This window comes from Fibrella arboris, assembly GCF_041321095.1.
In the GTDB taxonomy this organism is placed as follows: domain Bacteria; phylum Bacteroidota; class Bacteroidia; order Cytophagales; family Spirosomataceae; genus Fibrella; species Fibrella arboris.
Genome location: NZ_JBGGWE010000006.1, coordinates 38,941 through 58,463 on the forward strand (window position 1 = coordinate 38,941; position 19,523 = coordinate 58,463).

21 protein-coding genes are annotated in these 19,523 nt (G+C 54.4%); 13 read left to right on the top strand and 8 right to left on the bottom strand.

All coding sequences use genetic code 11. From position 1 onward, the window contains the following. The first annotated feature begins 56 nt into the window (after positions 1 to 56). From ACAW75_RS12205 to ACAW75_RS12235, 7 genes are all read left to right on the top strand, one after another. Positions 57 to 764 carry a hypothetical protein gene (locus tag ACAW75_RS12205; protein ID WP_370729008.1) on the top strand — a complete coding sequence of 236 codons (708 nt, stop codon included), beginning with the start codon at positions 57 to 59 and terminating at the stop codon, positions 762 to 764. Positions 765 to 854: 90 nt separating this feature from the next. Beyond that, entirely contained in the window at positions 855 to 1,439 is a 585-nt protein-coding gene (locus tag ACAW75_RS12210; protein ID WP_370729009.1) for a DUF4230 domain-containing protein, read from the top strand. Between the two features lie 293 nt (positions 1,440 to 1,732). Beyond that, on the top strand, positions 1,733 to 2,290 hold the full coding sequence (locus ACAW75_RS12215) for a YqgE/AlgH family protein (RefSeq protein ID WP_370729010.1): 558 nt from the start codon (positions 1,733 to 1,735) through the stop codon (positions 2,288 to 2,290). Positions 2,291 to 2,581: 291 nt separating this feature from the next. Beyond that, positions 2,582 to 3,295, top strand: coding sequence for a porin family protein (locus tag ACAW75_RS12220; protein ID WP_370729011.1), 714 nt, complete (start codon positions 2,582 to 2,584; stop codon positions 3,293 to 3,295). 77 nt (positions 3,296 to 3,372) lie between these two features. Beyond that, complete coding sequence (locus ACAW75_RS12225) at positions 3,373 to 3,840, top strand: NADH-quinone oxidoreductase subunit A (protein ID WP_370729012.1); 468 nt, start codon at positions 3,373 to 3,375, stop codon at positions 3,838 to 3,840. A 12-nt stretch (positions 3,841 to 3,852) separates the two neighbouring features. Then, the gene (locus tag ACAW75_RS12230; protein ID WP_370729013.1) at positions 3,853 to 4,329 is read left to right on the top strand and encodes an NADH-quinone oxidoreductase subunit B; all 477 of its coding nucleotides are present in this window, start codon (positions 3,853 to 3,855) and stop codon (positions 4,327 to 4,329) included. Positions 4,330 to 4,436: 107 nt separating this feature from the next. Next, positions 4,437 to 5,393 carry a D-2-hydroxyacid dehydrogenase gene (locus ACAW75_RS12235; RefSeq protein WP_370729014.1) on the top strand — a complete coding sequence of 319 codons (957 nt, stop codon included), beginning with the start codon at positions 4,437 to 4,439 and terminating at the stop codon, positions 5,391 to 5,393. Between the two features lie 6 nt (positions 5,394 to 5,399). Here ACAW75_RS12235 and ACAW75_RS12240 read toward each other — a convergent pair whose 3' ends face one another. The 6 genes from ACAW75_RS12240 to ACAW75_RS12265 form a co-directional block, all read right to left on the bottom strand. Further along, positions 5,400 to 5,948 (bottom strand): YceI family protein, encoded by a 549-nt coding sequence (locus tag ACAW75_RS12240; RefSeq protein ID WP_370729015.1) that lies wholly within the window; start codon positions 5,946 to 5,948, stop codon positions 5,400 to 5,402. Between the two features lie 83 nt (positions 5,949 to 6,031). Next, positions 6,032 to 6,718 (bottom strand): hypothetical protein, encoded by a 687-nt coding sequence (locus tag ACAW75_RS12245; RefSeq protein ID WP_370729016.1) that lies wholly within the window; start codon positions 6,716 to 6,718, stop codon positions 6,032 to 6,034. 74 nt (positions 6,719 to 6,792) lie between these two features. After that, the gene (locus ACAW75_RS12250; RefSeq protein ID WP_370729017.1) at positions 6,793 to 7,341 is read right to left on the bottom strand and encodes a Rieske 2Fe-2S domain-containing protein; all 549 of its coding nucleotides are present in this window, start codon (positions 7,339 to 7,341) and stop codon (positions 6,793 to 6,795) included. Between the two features lie 45 nt (positions 7,342 to 7,386). Beyond that, entirely contained in the window at positions 7,387 to 8,976 is a 1,590-nt protein-coding gene (locus ACAW75_RS12255; RefSeq protein ID WP_370729018.1) for a porin family protein, read from the bottom strand. Next, on the bottom strand, positions 8,957 to 9,532 hold the full coding sequence (locus ACAW75_RS12260; protein WP_370729019.1) for an RNA polymerase sigma factor: 576 nt from the start codon (positions 9,530 to 9,532) through the stop codon (positions 8,957 to 8,959). Before ACAW75_RS12260 ends, ACAW75_RS12255 begins: the two co-directional genes overlap by 20 nt. A gap of 139 nt (positions 9,533 to 9,671) precedes the next feature. Further along, positions 9,672 to 10,331, bottom strand: a complete 660-nt coding sequence (locus ACAW75_RS12265; RefSeq protein ID WP_370729020.1) for a deoxyribose-phosphate aldolase — start codon at positions 10,329 to 10,331, stop codon at positions 9,672 to 9,674. 114 nt (positions 10,332 to 10,445) lie between these two features. On the opposite strand from ACAW75_RS12265, the gene ACAW75_RS12270 reads away from it, so the two are divergent. The 3 genes from ACAW75_RS12270 (at position 10,446) to ACAW75_RS12280 (ending at position 12,490) form a co-directional block, all read left to right on the top strand. Then, entirely contained in the window at positions 10,446 to 10,931 is a 486-nt protein-coding gene (locus ACAW75_RS12270; RefSeq protein ID WP_370729021.1) for a DUF8785 domain-containing protein, read from the top strand. A 71-nt stretch (positions 10,932 to 11,002) separates the two neighbouring features. Beyond that, positions 11,003 to 11,542, top strand: coding sequence for a GNAT family N-acetyltransferase (locus ACAW75_RS12275; RefSeq protein WP_370729022.1), 540 nt, complete (start codon positions 11,003 to 11,005; stop codon positions 11,540 to 11,542). Between the two features lie 69 nt (positions 11,543 to 11,611). Next, positions 11,612 to 12,490 carry a bestrophin family protein gene (locus ACAW75_RS12280; protein WP_370729023.1) on the top strand — a complete coding sequence of 293 codons (879 nt, stop codon included), beginning with the start codon at positions 11,612 to 11,614 and terminating at the stop codon, positions 12,488 to 12,490. Positions 12,491 to 12,593: 103 nt separating this feature from the next. On the opposite strand, the gene ACAW75_RS12285 is transcribed toward ACAW75_RS12280, so the two are convergent. Next, complete coding sequence (locus ACAW75_RS12285; RefSeq protein WP_370729024.1) at positions 12,594 to 13,796, bottom strand: MFS transporter; 1,203 nt, start codon at positions 13,794 to 13,796, stop codon at positions 12,594 to 12,596. Positions 13,797 to 14,003: 207 nt separating this feature from the next. Further along, positions 14,004 to 14,846: a LysR substrate-binding domain-containing protein gene (locus ACAW75_RS12290; protein ID WP_370729025.1), complete on the bottom strand. Its 843-nt coding sequence runs from the start codon at positions 14,844 to 14,846 to the stop codon at positions 14,004 to 14,006. 103 nt (positions 14,847 to 14,949) lie between these two features. Between ACAW75_RS12290 and ACAW75_RS12295 the strand changes: the two genes are divergently transcribed. The 3 genes from ACAW75_RS12295 to ACAW75_RS12305 are packed head-to-tail and all read left to right on the top strand — an operon-like array spanning position 14,950 to position 19,434. Then, on the top strand, positions 14,950 to 16,293 hold the full coding sequence (locus ACAW75_RS12295; protein ID WP_370729026.1) for a proton-conducting transporter transmembrane domain-containing protein: 1,344 nt from the start codon (positions 14,950 to 14,952) through the stop codon (positions 16,291 to 16,293). A 16-nt stretch (positions 16,294 to 16,309) separates the two neighbouring features. Beyond that, positions 16,310 to 18,574: a DUF2309 domain-containing protein gene (locus ACAW75_RS12300; protein WP_370729027.1), complete on the top strand. Its 2,265-nt coding sequence runs from the start codon at positions 16,310 to 16,312 to the stop codon at positions 18,572 to 18,574. Between the two features lie 29 nt (positions 18,575 to 18,603). Further along, positions 18,604 to 19,434 (top strand): DUF6671 family protein, encoded by an 831-nt coding sequence (locus ACAW75_RS12305; protein WP_370729028.1) that lies wholly within the window; start codon positions 18,604 to 18,606, stop codon positions 19,432 to 19,434. Positions 19,435 to 19,523: the final 89 nt, after the last annotated feature.

Sequence of the window (19,523 nt, forward strand, 5' to 3'; positions counted from 1 at the left end):
TAGCCATGATCATTATACGGCCACTTCTCGGTATGCCTGCCCCCAGGCATTGGTTAATGAGCTGTCTCATTGGCCTGTTGGTTGCAACCGGGCCTTACCGGGTAGCTGCACAAACTACTTCAGCGCAGGAAATACAGGTGCAGAACAACGCCGGCAATCCAAACAGCACAACGCTCCGGGCCTTTAACCTCAGCACGGTTGGTCTGAAAGGCACACCACTTGCCCTGTCAGACTGGGCACCGGGTGAACTGACTCTTGAGGGCAGCAAACCGATGACGGCGGGGCTGTTCAATTACGACGTGTACAGCAAACTGGTCACCGTGAAGCGCTCGCCCCGCGATTCTGTCGTCTATGCCATTGCCTCAGTGAAGCAACTGATTTTGAAACCGAACGGTGCTGCCCCGCTACGCTACGAACACGTACCTGGCCTGATCACCGACGAAGCAGCCTTAAAAACAGACCTGCTCCGCATCATTTACCTGGGCGCTTACAGCCTGGTTGAATTACCCGTTAAACAGTTCATCAAAGCACCAACCAAGCAAACGTACGGTGGCCTGGGCGAGGTCAGCAATGAATTCCGCGACGAATCGGTTTATTATCTGGTCAATCCCGATCACAGCGTTGACCGGGTGAAGCTGACAAAAAAATCGTTGGTAAAGGCGTTGAAAGATAAAGGAGCCGCTTTTGAGCAGTTTCTCAAAACAAATGCCATTGACCCGTCGAATGAAGCCGATGTAGCAAAAGCCCTGGCTTCATTGAACTAGCTACGGGCAGGGGAAATGGCACTATCGCCCAGGTTCGCACGGGCGGGCCGGTAGGCGACAAGCCCGACTTCACCATCATAAACCAACTCGATGAATCGACTTATTCGCCTGGTTTTAGTAGGGTTACTGGCAGTAGGATTGCTCGCCGTTTGGGAGCAGGTACGCACGGCGCCCTGGCTGGCCCGTTTTACCCGGCAACCCGACCAGACCAGCCATAGCATTGTGCTTGAACGGGTAACGGCGCTGGGCAAGCTTGAACTGGTGTGCTATACGTTTAAAGACATTGTTGAGCACGAACAGGTAAACAGGTTGCTGCCCAACTCGCAGGCAGTACTGATTATCGAAGGCGAAGCCGTGGGTTGCATTGACCTGACCAGGCTCAAGCTGGCCGACATTCAGACCAAGGGCGATTCGGTGCTTGTTCAGTTACCTGCTCCTGAGCTCTGCACCTGGAAAATAAACCACGACCGGTCGCGCGTCTACGACACCAACTACACTTTCCTGAACGAAGCTCAACTGGTAAGCGATGCCTACCGGCAGGCCGAGCGCCAGGTACGTGCCTCGGCCATGCAAAGCGGTATCCTGGACCAAACCCGCCGGCATGCCATTACCTTGTTGCAGCCCATGCTCACGCAGTTGACCGGCAGGCCAGTGGGCGTTCGAGTCAGCCTGTAGGCCAACGGCTCCCTGCGTCAGGCTGGCGGCATCGGCCCCTAAATCTGTGTCGTTACAGGCATGAATACGCCATTCTTTTACGTTGACTATATACCCTTTTCATTACTGGCAAGCAACGTACCTGGCGTTTTAACATTTTGACACACAATGCGTTTGCCCGCAGTTCGGGCTTTCTTTCCGTGGGCCACTAACCTTTTGCTCACTAAGTGCTACCCTGTTGCTAATTTTTTCAACACAGCGTAACTGCGTACCATTCTTTACCGTATTCTTGTGATTATCAGAACACAACGCTCATGAAGACGAAGACCATTACCCGCAACAGCCTGTTGATTGCCGAACCTTTTCTGGGGGATGCCAACTTCGAACGGAGCGTAGTGGTCGTTTGTGAACATACCGACGACGACGGGACGTTCGGCCTCATTCTGAACCAAAGCACTACACTGCATGTCAGCGACGTGATCGACGATATTTACGCCGACATTCCCCTGTTTGTGGGCGGCCCTGTTCAGCCCGATACCTTACATTATATTCACCGCCGCCCCGACCTTATCGAAGGCTCTATTCCGCTGGGCGAGGGCATTTACTGGAGCGGCAATTTCGATCAGGTGAAACAGGCGCTGAACATTGGTACCCTTACCGAAGCCGACGCACGCTTCTTTATCGGTTACTCTGGTTGGGAATCGGGCCAGTTGACCAAAGAACTAGGCGAGAAAACCTGGATCATCTCGCAAACCGATGCGGATTTCCTGTTCGACACGCCCGCCGACAAACTGTGGCGCGATATTCTGAAGCGGATGGGTGGGCAGTATAAAGTGCTGTCGAATTACCCAGTCGATCCCCGCCTCAATTAGTTTATAGGAACGCTGATTAAAGCGATTAAACAGATCTACGCAGGTTCCTAGATTTAAACTTAAACTACACTTGCTCTGTTTCGGCCGAACCAATGGGCTTCAATCCAAAAGCCGTGCAAATCGGTCGAATCCCTTCAATCTGCGTACCATTAAACCTGCCAGCTCATACGTCAATCTGGCACAGGCAACGGTTATTAACCTTTTTTACGCCAACTTTGTGGTACCAAATACCAACGTCTGGCGTTCTGGGAGGGTCTGCTTCTCGTAGGTCCTATCATTTTTCTCGTTACAATGCGTCTCCATCAGCTTTTTACCTGCGTCGTGGTTGTCCTGTTGCCTTTAGGTAGTCTGGCCCAGACCGTCTCCGACTCGTTGTCGGCCGCCCCGGTTACCCCGTCGCCCGATTCAGTGTCTACTTCAACCACTTCCGTTGCGTCTAAACGGCCAATCTATGCGCCCGGTGGATACGGCCCCAGTGCGTTATTGAACTACGGCCATTTTGGTTTTAAAATTGGCCCATCGCTTACCAGCGCACCTATCCAGGGAGTATCGCCCACCATTCCGAAGCAGAAGCTGGATTTTCATCTGGGTATTATGTACCGCTACCGGTTCACCAAATTTGTGATTCAGCCTGAGTTACTGTATCAGATTAAGGGCGGCACCTACCAACAGCTTCAGATCGCTTCAACCAACCGGACCACGACCGAAAACAATTTCAACTATGTGAGCCTGCCAATCATGCTCGGCTATATTCCCGTGGAAGGCCTTACGCTTCAGGCCGGTCCCGAGTTTAGCTGGGCTGTCAGCACACCCAATGGGCCACAATCGAACCGCGATTTAGGGATCGCCTTCGGTATACATTACGACTTTCTGGACATGGTCGACAAGCTTAGCCTGAATCTCAGGTACGTTTACGGCACCACCAAAATCCCGGAGACGGTAAACAGCACCCTGCAAAACCGCGCTTTCCAGGTATCACTTATCTATAACTTTTATAGAAAGTAGCTGAGCAGTGGGCAGTAAGCGTTGTGCTGCCCCATAGTCTACCTACGCGAGGTGACCTTAGCTACACTCCCTGACCTATGCTATCCGACTTCGGTATCATGCTGCTCTTTATTTTGACCGCTTTTGCGTTCATTATCGGCATTTTACTGGTCGGAAAATTGCTGCGTCCCGACCGGCCTGGCGAAGAGAAGCTGACCACGTATGAGTCGGGTGAAGAGGCGGTAGGGAACGCCAACATCCAGTTCAATCCCCGGTTCTACGTCATCGCCCTGGTTTTCGTGCTGTTCGACGTGGAGCTTGTTTTCCTGTTCCCCTGGGCAACGGTGTTTGGGCAGGCGACGCTCATTGCCGAAACCGACGGGCTTTGGGGCTGGTTTGCGTTGACCGAAGCGTTTGTTTTCGTTTTCGTGCTGGCCCTGGGTCTGGCCTACGCCTGGGCCAAAGGGTACCTTGACTGGGAGAAGCCAAGGCCACAACTCCCTACCGTCGACTCATCGGTTCCGCCCGAACTCTATCAGCAGGTGAACGAACGGTATGGCCGTTGAGGTTTCTCAGATATGGATAAAGCTGCCGATCCCGGCGTGATGTTTCTCACGACCGAAGAACTCCTCAACTGGTCGCGGTCTTCGTCGCTCTGGCCACTAACATTCGGACTTGCCTGTTGTGCCATTGAGATGATGGGCGCCATGACATCGAGCTATGACCTGGAACGGTTCGGCATCTTTCCGCGCCCCTCGCCCCGTCAGGCCGATATTATGATCGTATCGGGAACGGTTACCTACAAGATGGCCGACCGGATTCGCCGCCTGTATGAACAGATGGCCGAACCCCGCTACGTGATCTCGATGGGTTCGTGTGCCAACTGCGGTGGCCCCTACTGGCAACATGGCTACCACGTGGTAAAAGGCGTAGACCGGATCATTCCCGTCGATGTATACGTACCTGGCTGCCCACCCCGCCCCGAAGCCCTGATCGACGGTTTCCTGAAGCTCCAGGAAAAGATCAAAACCGAACATCCACTACTTAACAAATGAGTTTCAGATGTCAAGTGTCAGGTTTCAAGTGCTTCGCTCATTAGCCAACTGACAGATGAGCAAAGCACTTGAAACCTGGAACCTGACACTTGCCATTCCCCTCCCCCATGACCATCGTTTTTCTGGATGCCCGCACCGTTGGCACCGAACCTGACCTGACCCCGTTTGATCAGTTAGCCGCAGCTACCGGAGGTACGTTCATCACCTACCCGGATACGGCGCCCGACCAGACAGCCGAGCGGCTACAGGGTGCCGATGTGGTCATTACCAACAAAGTGCGGATCACACGTGAAGTGCTCGCTGCCTGCCCCGACCTTAACCTGATTTGTGTAGCCGCCACGGGCACCAACAACATTGACACGAAGGCGGCGGCCGAACGGGGTATTCCCGTGAAGAACGTCAGCGGGTATTCTACACACAGTGTAGCACAGGTAAGCTTCACCATGCTCCTGTCGCTGATGAATTCGCCGGCCTACTACGATCGCTATGTGAAAGCGGGGGAGTACAGTCGTGAAACAATCTTTACGCACTTGGGCCGCCCGTTCCGTGAATTGAGCGGCATGCAGTTCGGCATTATCGGGTTGGGGGCTATTGGTCGGCAGGTGGCGCAGATCGCTACGGCCTTTGGTGCTACCGTTGTTTATTTTTCGGCCTCGGGACGTACCTACGATGTGCCTTATCGGGCGGTATCACTAGCCGAATTGCTAAGCACATCGGATGTCGTTTCGGTCCATGCGCCGCTGACCGACAAGACCATTAATTTGTTAACGTACAGCGAATTAGTCCAGATGAAACCAACTGCTTTTCTGCTTCTGCTTAGCCGGGGCGGTATGGTGAACGAGGCCGATCTGGCACGCGCCCTCGACGAGCGGAAACTGGCTGGCGCCGGTGTCGATGTGTTTGAGCAGGAACCAATGCCCGCGACCCATCCCTACCTGACAATGACGTACCCGGAACGCATTATCCTGGCCCCACACATTGCCTGGAGCAGCGTGGAAGCGCGTAAAATCCTGATGAACCGAGTGGCCGACAACATCCGTGAGTGGAACGGGCAACAACCCTAGGTCGGCTCATTGGTTGAATACCAGCACAAAAGCCAGGCCGAACTGATCGTCAGTGGCAATGCCCAATAGTGATGGCCGTTCAATGGCGTAGTCTGTCAATTTCAGATCGAACTTACCGTTCATCAGCAGTTGGTTGCCCGACTCACGACGCGTTACCTGCACGGTAACTGGTTTGGTCACGTTGTGAAAAGTCAGCTTGCCATTGACCGTAAGGGTCCCATCGGCGTTGGTTTTAATATCCTGGCTGGTAAACGTCACAGTCGGGTATTTGATACCGTCGAGGACCTCGACCATGTGCGAATCCCGGTTCTGGTTCTGGCTATCGAACGAAGCGACGCGGATAGCCACGGCTACGTTCTGAATCTGCTTCGACGCATCATCATATACCATAGCCGCATTGACATCGTGGCTGACTCCCTCCCATTTATGCATGGGGTGTACCATCGAATAGGTCACCGTCGATTTGCTCTTGTCGACCATCAATTTTTTCGGAGCCAGAGCACGCGGGATGAAGCTCGACAGGGCGAGCAGCAGGAGAATTGACAGACGGTTCATAGGAGCGTAGCGCCGAAGCTCCAGCTTCGGGTGTTAAATACCTACTTCATACTACCGAAGCTGGAGCTTCGGCGCTACTTAAATCAGAATTTCAGCACAACGATGGCCGCAGCAAACGCCCCAAACGTGGTGTAGGCGGCCGCCCGGTGATAGGGTTTTAGTTCGGAGTTCTTACCAATCTGACTGGCCAGGATATTCGTGGCAACCATACCAGCCATATGCACAATGGCCAGATACTTATGCAGCTTGATCGTGCTCAAGCCCCGCCGTGCCCCTACGGCGGGTGGTGGCGACGTCAGTGAGAGCAACGCCGTTGTGGCATACGAAATATTGATCGCCGTAGCCATCCCTTCGTGCAGGTCCTTCAACCGGCGGTAGTCACTGGCATCGGCTTTATAAAGTTGTGAGCCGATGATTCCCTGCGCGATAAACCCCGCCAGCGTAACAAAACCGCCGATCTGGTGCAGTTTCAGCATGGTACGCCGCACCTTCAATTCATTGCTCCGCCCTTCTGTTGTCAGTGGCGACGCGTTGGTCAGGCGCATGAGCCCTTTCTTTCCCCAGAAAAGCCGCTGCGTGATCAGCATATGATCGGGCAGTAGGGGAGCCTCCGGAATGGAATCGGTCAGGCTGCCGAGCAACTCCTCAGCTGATTGAGTGGCTGGCTTTGTTGTATCGGCAGCTACGGGGGCAACCCGCGTGGTATCCTGTGCCTGCGTGACGGTAACGGTCAGCCAACAAATGAGGCCGACGGATAGGAATCGAATCATAACTGCCAGTACGTCAGAAGTCAGAAAGGTGTTGGTGCCAGCTCCCGACGGATCAGGAGCTGCCGATGTGCAAGCTACGCTTTTACCGTCAGCGAATTACCCGACAGGGAGGTAGAGTAGGCTTTCACCGCGGTGATGGTGCCACCGCCAACAGGTTGGCTTTTCGGTGCGCCGTCGATCGTGAAGTGGCTTGAGTGTAAATCGCATATCAGATCATTGCTCGAAGCCGAATAAATCAAGTTTCCGCCCTGGTGTGTACAGATCCGGCTCAAGGCCTTGTAAGAGCCGGACGCGTTGAAAACAATGATGTCGCCCACACTCACATAGCCCCCGGCTGTTTTTAGCCCGGTGAAATTTGAGTTCGACAGATCAATGGTAAAATTGATCGCTCCACCGCTTGTGCTGGCGTTGCCCGTGACACCTGAGCCGCCGGTACCCGGCGTGATGACAGCGGGCGACGGGTCGCTGCTGCCTTTGCAGGACGACAACGTACCCATGCAGTAAAAGGCCATCAGGGCCGCGCTGCTCATGCCCAGGCTACGAATGAATTCGCCGCGAGAAACGGTTGTTTCTGCCTTTGCCTGGGGCGTGGCGTTAATTGAGTTTGTTGCTGAATCAGCCATGTTGTTGGGTTGAAAAGACGTACAGATAAGAATGAATTAGCAATTTCAAAGACGGTACCGAAGGCCTACAAACGCACCAGTGCTTAATAATCTGACCTTGAAATAGCCCACCTGCTTCAGCGGAATCTTCATGAAAGGCTCAACCTGCCACGATAACCGATTGGTGATCGGGCGTTCATAGCCTATCGATAGATTGAGATTACTAAACCCGAACGAACCACCCGGCCGGCCCGCTTTCTGGTTATCCCATCCCCACGACTTGATTTTAGGGTCAGCAGGGTTGGCGTACTCGTAACTATATACTTCGTGACGAATAAAATAACTGGTTAGGCCGGCATTGGTGAACCAACGCGCCGGTGCCCGCCCGTCGCCACGCCGCCGAAGCAGCCAGTCGTACCGGATGTTCAGGGGAATATCAATCATTTTGCAGACCCCGGAGATATCGTCAGGCCAGACCTCCATATTCATGTAGCTGGGCCAGACATAATTGTCTGAATAACTCTGGTACCGTTTGGTGCTGTACATCGCCCCTGTGTTAACGCTCAATCGGTCGGTAAGCTGATATTGAATGGCAAGCCCCGCGTTTGTGCCGGGCCGTTCGAAGTTAGTCAGCCCAACGCCCGACAGATCGGGCGAAGCAAACAGCAGTACACTCAACCGCGATAGCTTGAGAACGCTCCGCGAACCAGGTGTTGCCGCCGGCAGCGCTGGTTCCGTAGCCGAACGTACCTGTTGCACCAGGCTGCTCTGGCTGGTTGCCTTTGTCAACACAGGCAACCAGGGACCATTGTCCGGGGCCTGCCTACTGGCGGGCTCCGCGGCAATAGGTGATTTTGTTACCAGATCAGGTTGCGTTTCGATCCGTTCGCCCGCATCGGGCGAACCGCTATCTGGATTGGGCGAAGCAACCGGGCTCCATTTTCGTACCTGAACCGTTTTATCCAACTGATCAGTGGCCGCAGCACGGGGCCCCTCAACAGGCGTTCCGACCGGGGGCGTACCGGACCCGGTTACCGGTTGCCGGGGGCCGCGCCTTTTCACTGATCGGGTAGCCAACGGCTCTGCCGCGACGGTAAGCGGCTTTTCATGAATCGCCCGACCCGCGTCCCGTATAGAAAACGCCTCAATGGCCGGGGCAGCTTTCTGCTTTCCCGTCGTCGTTGTCCGGTCATCAGTAGTGTTTGCTGGTTGCCGGTCGGCGGGGGCACTTACACTTTTTTTTGCTGCCAGGTCCTCCTGTTTACCTTCTGTATGTGCAGGCCGCTTGTCAACGTCATTCGGCTGTGGCGTCTTGGTCACCTGCCGTTCAGGTACAGCATTGAAGTTACCAGGCTGGCCGCTTTCGGCAGAGCGACCAGCCGGTTTACTGGCCGGTGTCAATAACGTAATTACTGGTTGTCGATGCGCATCGGCCGGTTTTTTATCGTACATCATCCAGCCAAGTCCGCTCAGCAACAGCAGCACCAGGGCGCTAATTCCCCCCCACCGACTTATCCGATCAAACACCATCTGCCGATCATTCTCGTCTAAACGACGGCTCATGTCAGCCCAATCATCGGCATTGAATTGGGCGTCGAACTCTTCAGCCGATTTTCTGAAGAGTTCGTCCAGATGGTCATCGGGCCACTCTTCCATACTCATCGTTTGTTTTTTTTTGCAACATCTGCCGAAGATTTTCCCGCGCCCTTGCCAGATTTGATTTCGACGTACCCACCGAGATGCCCAGCTGCGTCGCTATTTCATCATGACTGTACCCATCAATAGCATACAGATTGAACACAATCCGGTAGGCGGGCGTGAGTTGTTTCACCAGTGTTAGCAGGTACTCATAGTCCATGTTGCTCAGCACATCGGCCTCCTTGCTTTTTTCCTGTTCGGCCGCCTGGAGGTCTTTCTGATAATAGTGCGGAACGGCCTGCCGGTAATAATCGGTGGCCGTGTTGATCAGAATTCGCCGCAGCCAGGGTTTGAATGGCTGCATCGGATCGTATTGATTCAACTTCGTAAAAACCTTCAGGAACCCATCGTTCAACACTTCGACGGCTTCTTCACGGGTTTGTGTGTAGCGTAAACAAACCCCCATGGCGTACCCATAAAATTGCCGGTACAGCACTTCCTGACTGCGCCGGTGCTGGCGCAGACAACCTGCCAGCAGGTCGGAAAGGGGCAATAGCTGAGGCGTTTGAGCCATGAGGGTCGTTTATCTGTTTGGCGAAAGCAATTACTTTCGGCCACAACGGTACTCCTTACTTACTGCGTTGAACAGTTGAACCGGTTCGTTATGTAGTACGGAACAGGTCACTTGCCGGGTTGCGTGGGCAACTGAAAGTTTATGTATCAAATGATAAATTTTTCATAGATAACCGGCCTACCCCTGCGGCCACGAGCGCCTCTAATTCCGACTCGGTAGCCCCGTCAGCTACGATACTGACCGTAACCGAGCCGGGTACGCTGGCCCGAAACGCCAGTGCTTTTGTCAACGAAAACGGCACCGACAACGTACCTGGCAGTGCGCCGGTTGCATTCTTCAAGCCATCGGCTCCGGCATCGGTGGCTGTTTTGATCATTTTCAGCAGTTGATCCTCATCCAGCAGGGCCGATTCCACCACTACCGTCAACGGCAACTCACGGGCATGGGCGGCTGCCACCAGCTTAACCAGTTCGATCTTGAGCCAGACCGATGTCGGCGAAAACAGGGCCGACGTATTCAGCACGACCTCCACGGCGTTGGCCCCGTCGGCCATGGCCAGTTCCAGCTCCTGCTGTTTTATTTCGGTGCGCTGGTAGCCGTATGGGTAGCCAATAACGGCCGTGAGCGTTGCCGGATGGTTGTCGCCCAGTTCGCGACGGTGCTTTTTTACCCAGAACGGAGCAACCACTAAACCGGCCAAACCCAGTTGATTGACCTCATCGAGGGCGTCGTATTGCTCCGTGATCGTAACGTCTGGGTGCAGCAGCGTCCGCTCGATATAGGGGAAGAGGTGATTCACAGGCTAACCAGTTTAGGTGGATTTCAAACCCTTAAGTTAGGGTTCTTGTTAGGGTTGTACCACTATGTCTGAAATTGTTGTTGTTTTGTGGGCAACATCTAACCACTACCGCATATGCGCTTTTTCACGTACCTGCTTGTTTTTATCCTGCTGGTTTTCGGCGTTTTATACCTCCTGACAGGCTGGAGCTTTTCGGATGGCGAACGGGCCGGCACCATTTCGAAGTTCAGCCGCCGGGGTTATCTCTTCAAAACCTATGAAGGCGTATTGAACGTAGGCGGTTTCTCGGGCGAAACCGGCTCACTGACACCCCAGTTTTTCGATTTCTCGGTGAAAGACGATGCCATTGCCAAACAAATTACCGACGCGGTGAAATCGGGCCAGCGCGTGACGCTGCATTATGAGGAGAAGATCCTCCGGTTACCCTGGAATGGCGATACGAAATACTACATTACAGCCGTCGAAACGGTTGGTCCGGCACCGGGTCAGTATGGCGTTCCAGGCCAGCAGTACCAGGCACCGCAGGGGCAGCCGCAACAGCAAATGCAGCAGGCATCGCCGCCACCACCGGTAGCCCCAGCCGCCACCGACACGTTATAATTCTTTGTAAATCAGTAAGCATCAGGCCCGCACCGACAGACTAACGGTACGGGCCTGACCTGTTTTCTTCCATGACGAATCCGTTTATCAGCCCCGCCACAACTGATGATATCCCGGCGCTGAATCAGTTGGTTAACAGTGCATACCGGGGCGACAGCTCACGCCAGGGCTGGACCACCGAAGCCGACCTGCTGGGCGGCATTCGCACAACCGAAGCAACCTTAGCCGAGCAGTTTGCCAACCCCAACGCTACCATTCTCAGGTACGTTAAAGACAATCAGCTACTGGGTTGCGTGTACCTGGAACAGAAAAGCGGCGACCTGTATCTGGGTATGCTCACGGTTGCGCCAGATGTGCAGGCAGGCGGTATAGGCCGGCAGCTGCTCGAAGCCGCCGAGCAATATGCGCGCGACAGCCAATGCCGGGCCGTAACGATGACCGTAATTTCGCAACGCCACGAACTGATTGCCTGGTACGAACGGCGCGGTTTTCAGCCAACCGGAGTCGTTCACCCTTTTCCAGACGACCCCGACCGCTTTGGCCAGCCCAAAGTGCCGCTTTCCTTTATTGAAATGGAAAAAGAGATAAGGAGTGAACGAGCGAAAGAGTGAGCGCCGTTGCTCAATAACAGTCAAGTCAACACCATTTCTTCGCTCTTTCGCCATTCACTCGTTCGCCCTATGGTTGATTATGATTCCAAAGAGTGGCTTCGGTACATCTTCTCCCTGCATAAAGGCGATACCGCCCGGAAACTGGGCCCGGTACTGCTGGCTATGACTGCCTATTGTGGCGCAGTAGCCTATGTAGTGATTGAATACGTTCACCCCGGCCCCGATTCAGACCTGAAAAACATTGCCATCATGCACTCGTTGCTGGGGTTTGTGATTTCGACCCTGCTGGTTTTTCGCACCAATACCGCTTACGACCGCTGGTGGGAAGGGCGCAAAGCCTGGGGGAGCCTGACCAACAACTCGCGGAACCTGGCGCTAAAACTTGTTCACATGCTGGGGCCAACCGATGTGGATAGTCGGGCTTTTTTCCGGGCTATGATCCCGAATTACGCCTTCGCCCTGAAAAATCATCTGCGTGGTGATTTTCAGGCCAGTGACCTCACGGCCTGCCCCGGCTTCGACCCCGCCAGTTTGAAGCCTGCTGAACACGTACCCAATCAGGTAGCTATGTATCTGTTCAGCAAAATGGATGAACTGTATCAGGCGGGTACGTTACGGCCCGAGCATCTGCTGATCCTGAACGGTGAGTTCAGTTCGTTCACCGAAATCTGCGGTATTTGCGAGCGCATTCATACGACGCCCATTCCGTACTCGTACTCGTCATTCCTGAAAAAATTCGTGGCGGTCTACTGCCTTACCCTGCCGCTTGGGTACGTGCTGTCGCTCCACTATTGGGTTATTCCGGTGGTGGTCATCGTGTTCTATGTGCTGGCCAGTCTTGAACTGATTGCCGAAGAAATTGAAGACCCCTTCGGCACCGACGCCAACGACCTGCCCACCGAGCGTATGGCAGAAAATATTCGGAAGGCGGTAGGCGAATTGTTATGAATTACGTCATCTGTCTGCTGTTTACTGTTTACTGTTGCACTGCTACTCAGCAAGCATGGTGATACAGCAGCGCAACAGTAAACAGAAGACAGATGACTCAACATCATTTCGGCAGTCGCCAGCACAGGATACCCAGCGCCAGCAGGCTGACGGCAAACCAATAGAAAGGCAGGCTAAGCTGGATGGTTGCCAATCCGCCGTAGACGAGTGTGGTAGCCAGGCTGGCCATACCGGTCAGCGCCTGATTGAGACCGAACAATTCGCCCCGGTCCTCATCGGAGGTAAGCTTGGCCAGGAAACCACTCAGTAGCCCGTTGATGAGCGACACCAGCAGCGCATCGACCGCCACGGCAGTGTACAACAGCACCGTCGACGTACCTACATTGGCATAGATCAACTGCATGCCTACACCTACGAACGTAATGACGATCAGCACGGTACGCTTGTTGAGTTTATCGACTAGATATTTGAAATACAGCAGATTGCTCACTGCGCTCAGGCCACCGAAATAAACGAAGAAGAACGAGATCTTCTGCGCATCGAACTTCAGCGGACTCAGCGCCAGGTACGTAATAAAGTACGTTTGATACCCCAGTTGCAGCGTTGCCAGCAGCATCAGGATGGTCAGGAACCGGAACCCAGGGTGTTCTTTGTCTTTGTCAGACAGGCGTTTCCAGAGCTTTGCCACGTTCAGGTTGGCTCCTACCTCCTGCCAAACGGCTTGCCAGTCGAGCTTACTGCGCTGCTTTGTGGTTTCGCTCATCAGCAGTACCACGCCAACGTTCACCACGCTGAGGGCAATCAGCACCCACACGACCAGCTTCGCCTGACTCGATTTATCGTTGACGAAGAAAAGCGCCAGCCCCGCCACCATCGGTCCAAAAACGTGCCCCAGCGACACCAGCGTACTGATGTAGCCACTGTTTTTAGCCAGCTCTTCGTCGGGCGACAGGTCGGTTACCGACGAGCGCATCAGGGCGTACATCCCGTTGGTAAGGCCGTCGCTGATGCGGTTAGCGAAGAAAAAACCGGCTTTGATGGGAATCAGCAGGAGATTGGCCGCCAACGTACCTACCGCCGATACGATCACCAGCGGTTTGCGGCCCAGCGAATCGGACAGTTTCCCCAGTAACGGCGCCGAAATCAGTTGTACGCCCAAAAACAGCGCCGTACCAACCGACAGCCACCACTCTGGATTTGAGAGATCTTTGACGAATTCGGGTCGGACGGGTCCGGTCGCTGAGCCAACTACCACATCGAGCAAGACAATCAGGAAGATAATGGCCAGCCGCCGGTCTTTGAACATGTAGCTACAACTAAATAGCACACGAATGGGCCTATGGCACGCGGATTTTGGGATTTAAAGGGATAAGTATGCAGATTGGATGGGTACGCGGATCAATGGATACGATTGGTGGTTTGTGGATAGTCTACGTTTGACATCAGTTTTTCGACCAACAGTCAAGAGCAGATCAAGGACAAGACACCAAACAGGGCTACCTATCCATACCGTTCAATGCTTCAATTTGTGAAGGACAAATTTTTCCAGCGTATTAATGGCCGGGTTGTTTGCCGTATGTTTAATCAAGGATACATGCGTATCGGCCAGATGAGGTAGCCAGACCGTATCCAGGGCCTGCAAATCATCGGGGATCATGGTTTGGGGCATGACTGATATGCCCATTCCCGCCCGTACGGCCGCAACCGCCCCGGCATAACTGGGGCTGGAAAAAACCAGCCGCCAGGCACGGCCAGCCTCCTGTAAGGATTGAATGGCCGAAGCCCGATAAACGCAGGGCTGGGGAGCCAGCACCAGCGGGACGGGCTTTTTCAGGTCTATCAGGCTTGCATCGCCCACCCATCTGAGCGGCTCCGACCACACATCCAGACCGTTGGGGAAATCTTCTGGCTGGTTCATCTTCACCAGTACCAGATCAAACTCTTTCTTCCTGAAACGATCGAATAGATTGAGTGTCAAATCACATTCGATGTTAAGCAGAATTCTGGGATGAATTCGGGAGAAATCGGCCAACACGTCAGATAAATAAACACTGGCGAAATTCTCGGGAAGGCCAAAGCGCACTTCCCCCTCTAATTCCGGCTCTTTAAACCGGTCAAGCGCTTCCCGGTGAAGCGCAAAAATCCGACGTGCATACCCCAGAAAAATTTCGCCCTCGGGTGTCAGCGTGAAGGCTTTACCCCGTATCAGCAACACCTTCCCTAATAAGTGCTCCAGCTTGGTTATCTGCTGACTAATTGCTGATTGGGTGCGGCTTACCCGTTCGGCCGCTTTGGTGAAACTTCCCGTTTCGGCAACGGCAATGAAACACTGCAAGGCAATGGTATCGATATTCATAAGATTTTCTAATGTGAAGTATTAAAATTTCGAGTTATTCTAATATCAGGAAAGCTAATACATTTGAGCGTTGAAACAAGTATAACTTATAAACAAACGTATAATGACCCGATTTTTACCCGATAATCTGTTCCATCTTGACCGGCTGGCTATAACCCTGATGGCACTGGTTGTCTTCATTGGGGTATGCGTTGCCAGCTTTGCGTATCGGTATCTGCAAGGCGATACGCAGTACCGACTCTTTTTCAGTCGACTGGCGGCACTGATCGGCTCGGTCATGCTTATGGTCAGTGCGGATCATCTGCTGCTGCTGCTGGTGAGCTGGTGCCTGAGTAACGGGTTGCTAGTCCGATTAATGATTCATAAAACCAGCTGGCAAGCGGCCAAAGCCGCCGGATGGCTGGCCACAAAAAACTTCGTCTGGGGAGCCGTAGGGGTAGCCAGTGCTTTCATACTATTTTATAAAACAACCGGAGAAACCAGCATCCAGGCCCTGATTCACCAGCCTACGGGTTCTTCCACTACCTGGCTGGCTTTGAGCCTCCTGCTGCTGGGTGCCATGACCCAGTCGGCCATTTGGCCTTTCCACCGCTGGCTGCTTAGCTCGCTCAATTCGCCCACGCCGGTTTCGGCCATCATGCACGCCGGGCTAATCAACGGCGGTGGGTTTTTACTCGCTCGCTTTGCGCCCCTGTATCTGCAACGTCCAGTGCTGCTGACGGTGCTGGTCGTCCTTGGATTTGGCACCGCCCTGCTGGGCACCTTGTGGAAGCTCATGCAACCGGATGTAAAACGGATGCTGGCCTGTTCAACCATGGGGCAGATGGGTTTTATGGTTATGCAGTGCGGACTGGGTCTATTCCCGGCTGCGGTTGCCCACCTGGTCTGGCATGGTCTCTTCAAGGCGTATCTGTTCCTCTCCAGCGGCAGTGCGGCTCAGGAAAAACGGCTAGACCAGGGCTATCCACCCAGTCCGCCTGCCTTTGGCGCTGCCCTTGTGTGCGGGTTAACCGGCAGTTTCTGTTTCGCCGTTTCCAGCGGGAAAACCTGGCTGGCTAGTGACACAACACTCGTATTGATGGGTGTGGCTTTTCTGACCGCCAGTCAATTTGCCCTGCCGATCCTTCAGTCGAAGCCGCTGCGAAGACTACCCCTGGCCCTGGTTGGTACGGGACTTTTTGGGCTGGTCTATGGCGGCAGTGTCCAGTTGATCACCTGGTTTATGGCCCCGATGGGTTTACTGCAACCACAGCCCCTGAATGGGGTTCACCTGGCAGGCCTGCTAGCCCTGACACTAGCCTGGCTATCCCGGCTGTTCCTGCCACTAGCCGAGCCGGCAGCCGCGTGGCCCAACTGGCTACTGAAAAGCTACGTAACGGCACTCAATGCGAGCCAGCCACATCCAGACACCGTAACTACCCACCGGAACCAGTATCAGTTTCATTAAACCCACCTTTCCAATCATGAATATAACCGTCGTGGATACAGCCGTCGTGGATACAGCCGTTTCAATCGAAGCAAACGATCAACATCTATCGCCAGCCGCCAACCTGGGTACTGTCCGGGTAGCCGACCTGGTGGCGCAAAGTTTCAAAACCATAGCGCCGTTCTGGCCCCTGAAAAACCTGATTGCGGTCAATCCGCTCCAGGGGTTCGAGGATTTACCTTTTGAGGAGGCGCTGCCCCTGGGCAGGGCCTATTTCCAGCAGGCTTCTTTACCCGAACCGATGGAAGCCATCAATCGGCAAACCATCAAATGGTTGCAGGCCTATTTTGACGATGGGCAGGCCACCTTGTCTATGCCCCTGCGTCAGAACGGGTTATATGCTGCCTGGCGACAGCTTGCCCGGTATGATACCGACTTACATGGGAACGATAAGCAAAAGCAGGAAGCGTTGACTACCCTGCCCGAAAATCCAGTGCAGGCCATACAGATGTACCTGCTGCATGCCGACATTGCCCCCGCCAAACAAGGGCAATTTCTGACGCTGCTACTCACCACGCTGCCAGGCTGGGCCGCCTACATCCGGTACCGCACCGACTGGGCGGGGCTCGATGCCAGCCACCCCCATCCGGTGACCCAGCTCGAGTACCTGGCCATGCGGCTCATTATCACCCAGTTGCACTGGCCGGACGCGAAAGCGTTATTGAGCTGGCATCAGGCGGCACTGGAACAGGCTCGGTCAAAACCAGATGTACTGGCGAACATCCAGCAGACCGAAAACACCTACCGCCTGCCGCTGCTTGAGCAACTGGCCGCCCAGCCCCTGACCGACACACACCCCCCCGACGCTCAGCTTGTTTTCTGTATTGATGTTCGGTCGGAGCCGTTTCGCCGGGCACTGGAGGCCACGGGCAACTATCAGACGCTGGGGTTTGCCGGTTTCTTTGGTATCCCGGTTCAGATCACCGATACGGTCACGGGCCAAACGCATGCCTCCTGTCCGGTACTCCTCACGCCTAAACATACAGTTTACGAATCACCTTGTTGTAGTCCGGCTGAAAAAGAGCAGGATAGCAGGGCATATGGGCGTCAGCTCAGGCTCAGGCAGCTCTATCAATCCCTGAAATATAGCTTCACAACGCCCTTTGGGCTGGTCGAGAGTATGGGACTGGCTAGCGGCATCTGGATGGGATTACGCAGCCTGGCCCCCGGCCTGTCATCCCGGCTTAAGCATGGTCTGAGCCAGTCGATTCGAAAACCGGTGGCGGTCACCTCATCGCTGGCTACACTTCCGCTGGCCGACCAATGTGCGTATGCGGAAGGGGCATTGCGGTTGATGGGGCTAACCCACCATTTTGCGCCATTGGTCGTTTTCTGCGGCCATGGCAGCACGACCCGGAACAATGCCTACGCAACAGCCCTTGACTGTGGAGCCTGTGGCGGACGACACGGCGCCCCGAACGCCCGTATTCTGGCAGGCCTGCTCAATAGTAGGGAGGTCAGAACCTATCTTGATCAGCAAGGAATTTCGATACCAGACACCACTCGTTTTATGGCGGCCGAGCATAATACGACCACGGATGAAGTCATGCTCTTCGGCGATGCGGCATCCGAACCATGTATAAAGTTGACGCAGGATCTGGCCAAAGCCCGGGAGACCACTAGTTCCGAGCGACTCAAACAAATGCAGCCATCCGTGGACCATAACGGTGGGGCACAGCAAACCTGGCTACGGTCGCAGGACTGGGCTCAGGTACGTCCTGAGTGGGGGCTGGCGCGTAATGCCGCCTTTATTATCGGCCCGCGTCAGCTGACGGCGGGCCTCAACCTGCACGGGCGCTCCTTTCTGCACTCCTACGACCCTACACAGGACCTATCGGGTTCATCGCTCACCACGATATTGACGGCCCCGATGGTTGTTGCCGAATGGATCAATACGCAATACCTGTTTTCGACGCTCGATAATGTGGCCTTTGGCGGGGGCAGTAAACTAACGCAGAACATCACCGGCAAGGTGGGCATCATGCAGGGGAATGCCAGTGACCTGATGACTGGCCTGCCTTTGCAATCAGTCAATGCCAGTGACGAGCTTGCCTATCATCAGCCCCAACGCCTACTGACGGTTGTCTATGCCCCCCGACCACTGCTGGATATCGTTATTCAGGCGCAACCGGTCCTGCAAAAACTATTTGGGAACGGATGGGTGCAACTGGCCTGCATAGAGCCGAAAGATCGCCAAACGTATCAGTTAACCCGGGCACTGACGTGGCAGAAAGCGAACTAGAATACCCATCCGTTTATGCCGGCACTTGTATGATCCTCACCACCAGGCAGGCCAAATCGATTGCCCTGGCTCCCCCCTTTTGGAACCAGTTAGGAGCCAGCATTCTGGAGTATGTCGTGAACACGGATCAACTGGATCCGTGTTCCGGTGAGGCAGAACGGATTGGCAGCGCCCTGGATTGCGCCCGGCGCAAATGCGAGCGGGCCCTGGATAAACTTGGCAACAGGGTCGACTACGCGTTGGCTAGTGAGGGCTGCTTTGGCCCACATCCTTTTCTTCCCTCTCAGCCCGGCAATGAAGAGGTTTTGTATTTCATTGACCGAAAACGAGGGTTCCATCTGCATGTATCGCAACTCAGTGAAAAAACGAATTACCGTATGGCTCGTTTAGAAGGCTGGGAAGCAGTACTGGCCTTTGCTCAGGCGGCTGAATTTCCATCCCATGCACTCATTGTGCGGTCGGCAGAGCGCCGATCAATCGGGCCGACTTTCAAGGGGATTCAAACGGAGTGTGATCTGGAAGCGGCTTTCCGGGAAGTAACGCGCCATTCGCTGCGGGCTACCGTTTGGGCAGAAACGGATATGCGCGCTCAGTTTAATCCCACTCGCATGCAGGTCATTGGTGAACTGGCCACCACGCTGGCAGCACGTCTTTTGTGTGTATGCCCCAACTGCCACAACCCAGGCTGGGGGAACGTTCGTGTGGAGAAGGGGTTACCCTGCCAGGCGTGTGGCACTGAAACGAAGCTGACAAAGATGGAAATCAAGGGTTGCGTGACATGTGACTATGAACAGATAACAGATCGTTTCGACGGGCTTAAGCAGGCTCCCCCCGGCTATTGTCCTGTTTGTAACCCATAGTCACGGTGGTGGTCTGGACAAGCCCGTATTCTATCGGTTGACTTCATCGCTTCGACCAGGCAAACCCCGATGCCCTGCTTTGGAAAAAC

Bases quoted from the DNA above. Each gene is read 5' to 3' on its own strand.
- ACAW75_RS12205 (WP_370729008.1), top strand. From the start codon at position 57: ATGAGCTGTCTCATTGGCCTGTTGGTTGCAACCGGGCCTTACCGGGTA.
- ACAW75_RS12210 (WP_370729009.1), top strand. From the start codon at position 855: ATGAATCGACTTATTCGCCTGGTTTTAGTAGGGTTACTGGCAGTAGGA.
- ACAW75_RS12215 (WP_370729010.1), top strand. From the start codon at position 1,733: ATGAAGACGAAGACCATTACCCGCAACAGCCTGTTGATTGCCGAACCT.
- ACAW75_RS12220 (WP_370729011.1), top strand. From the start codon at position 2,582: ATGCGTCTCCATCAGCTTTTTACCTGCGTCGTGGTTGTCCTGTTGCCT.
- ACAW75_RS12225 (WP_370729012.1), top strand. From the start codon at position 3,373: ATGCTATCCGACTTCGGTATCATGCTGCTCTTTATTTTGACCGCTTTT.
- ACAW75_RS12230 (WP_370729013.1), top strand. From the start codon at position 3,853: ATGGATAAAGCTGCCGATCCCGGCGTGATGTTTCTCACGACCGAAGAA.
- ACAW75_RS12235 (WP_370729014.1), top strand. From the start codon at position 4,437: ATGACCATCGTTTTTCTGGATGCCCGCACCGTTGGCACCGAACCTGAC.
- ACAW75_RS12240 (WP_370729015.1), bottom strand. From the start codon at position 5,948: ATGAACCGTCTGTCAATTCTCCTGCTGCTCGCCCTGTCGAGCTTCATC.
- ACAW75_RS12245 (WP_370729016.1), bottom strand. From the start codon at position 6,718: ATGATTCGATTCCTATCCGTCGGCCTCATTTGTTGGCTGACCGTTACC.
- ACAW75_RS12250 (WP_370729017.1), bottom strand. From the start codon at position 7,341: ATGGCTGATTCAGCAACAAACTCAATTAACGCCACGCCCCAGGCAAAG.
- ACAW75_RS12255 (WP_370729018.1), bottom strand. From the start codon at position 8,976: ATGGAAGAGTGGCCCGATGACCATCTGGACGAACTCTTCAGAAAATCG.
- ACAW75_RS12260 (WP_370729019.1), bottom strand. From the start codon at position 9,532: ATGGCTCAAACGCCTCAGCTATTGCCCCTTTCCGACCTGCTGGCAGGT.
- ACAW75_RS12270 (WP_370729021.1), top strand. From the start codon at position 10,446: ATGCGCTTTTTCACGTACCTGCTTGTTTTTATCCTGCTGGTTTTCGGC.
- ACAW75_RS12275 (WP_370729022.1), top strand. From the start codon at position 11,003: ATGACGAATCCGTTTATCAGCCCCGCCACAACTGATGATATCCCGGCG.
- ACAW75_RS12280 (WP_370729023.1), top strand. From the start codon at position 11,612: ATGGTTGATTATGATTCCAAAGAGTGGCTTCGGTACATCTTCTCCCTG.
- ACAW75_RS12285 (WP_370729024.1), bottom strand. From the start codon at position 13,796: ATGTTCAAAGACCGGCGGCTGGCCATTATCTTCCTGATTGTCTTGCTC.
- ACAW75_RS12290 (WP_370729025.1), bottom strand. From the start codon at position 14,846: ATGAATATCGATACCATTGCCTTGCAGTGTTTCATTGCCGTTGCCGAA.
- ACAW75_RS12295 (WP_370729026.1), top strand. From the start codon at position 14,950: ATGACCCGATTTTTACCCGATAATCTGTTCCATCTTGACCGGCTGGCT.
- ACAW75_RS12300 (WP_370729027.1), top strand. From the start codon at position 16,310: ATGAATATAACCGTCGTGGATACAGCCGTCGTGGATACAGCCGTTTCA.
- ACAW75_RS12305 (WP_370729028.1), top strand. From the start codon at position 18,604: ATGATCCTCACCACCAGGCAGGCCAAATCGATTGCCCTGGCTCCCCCC.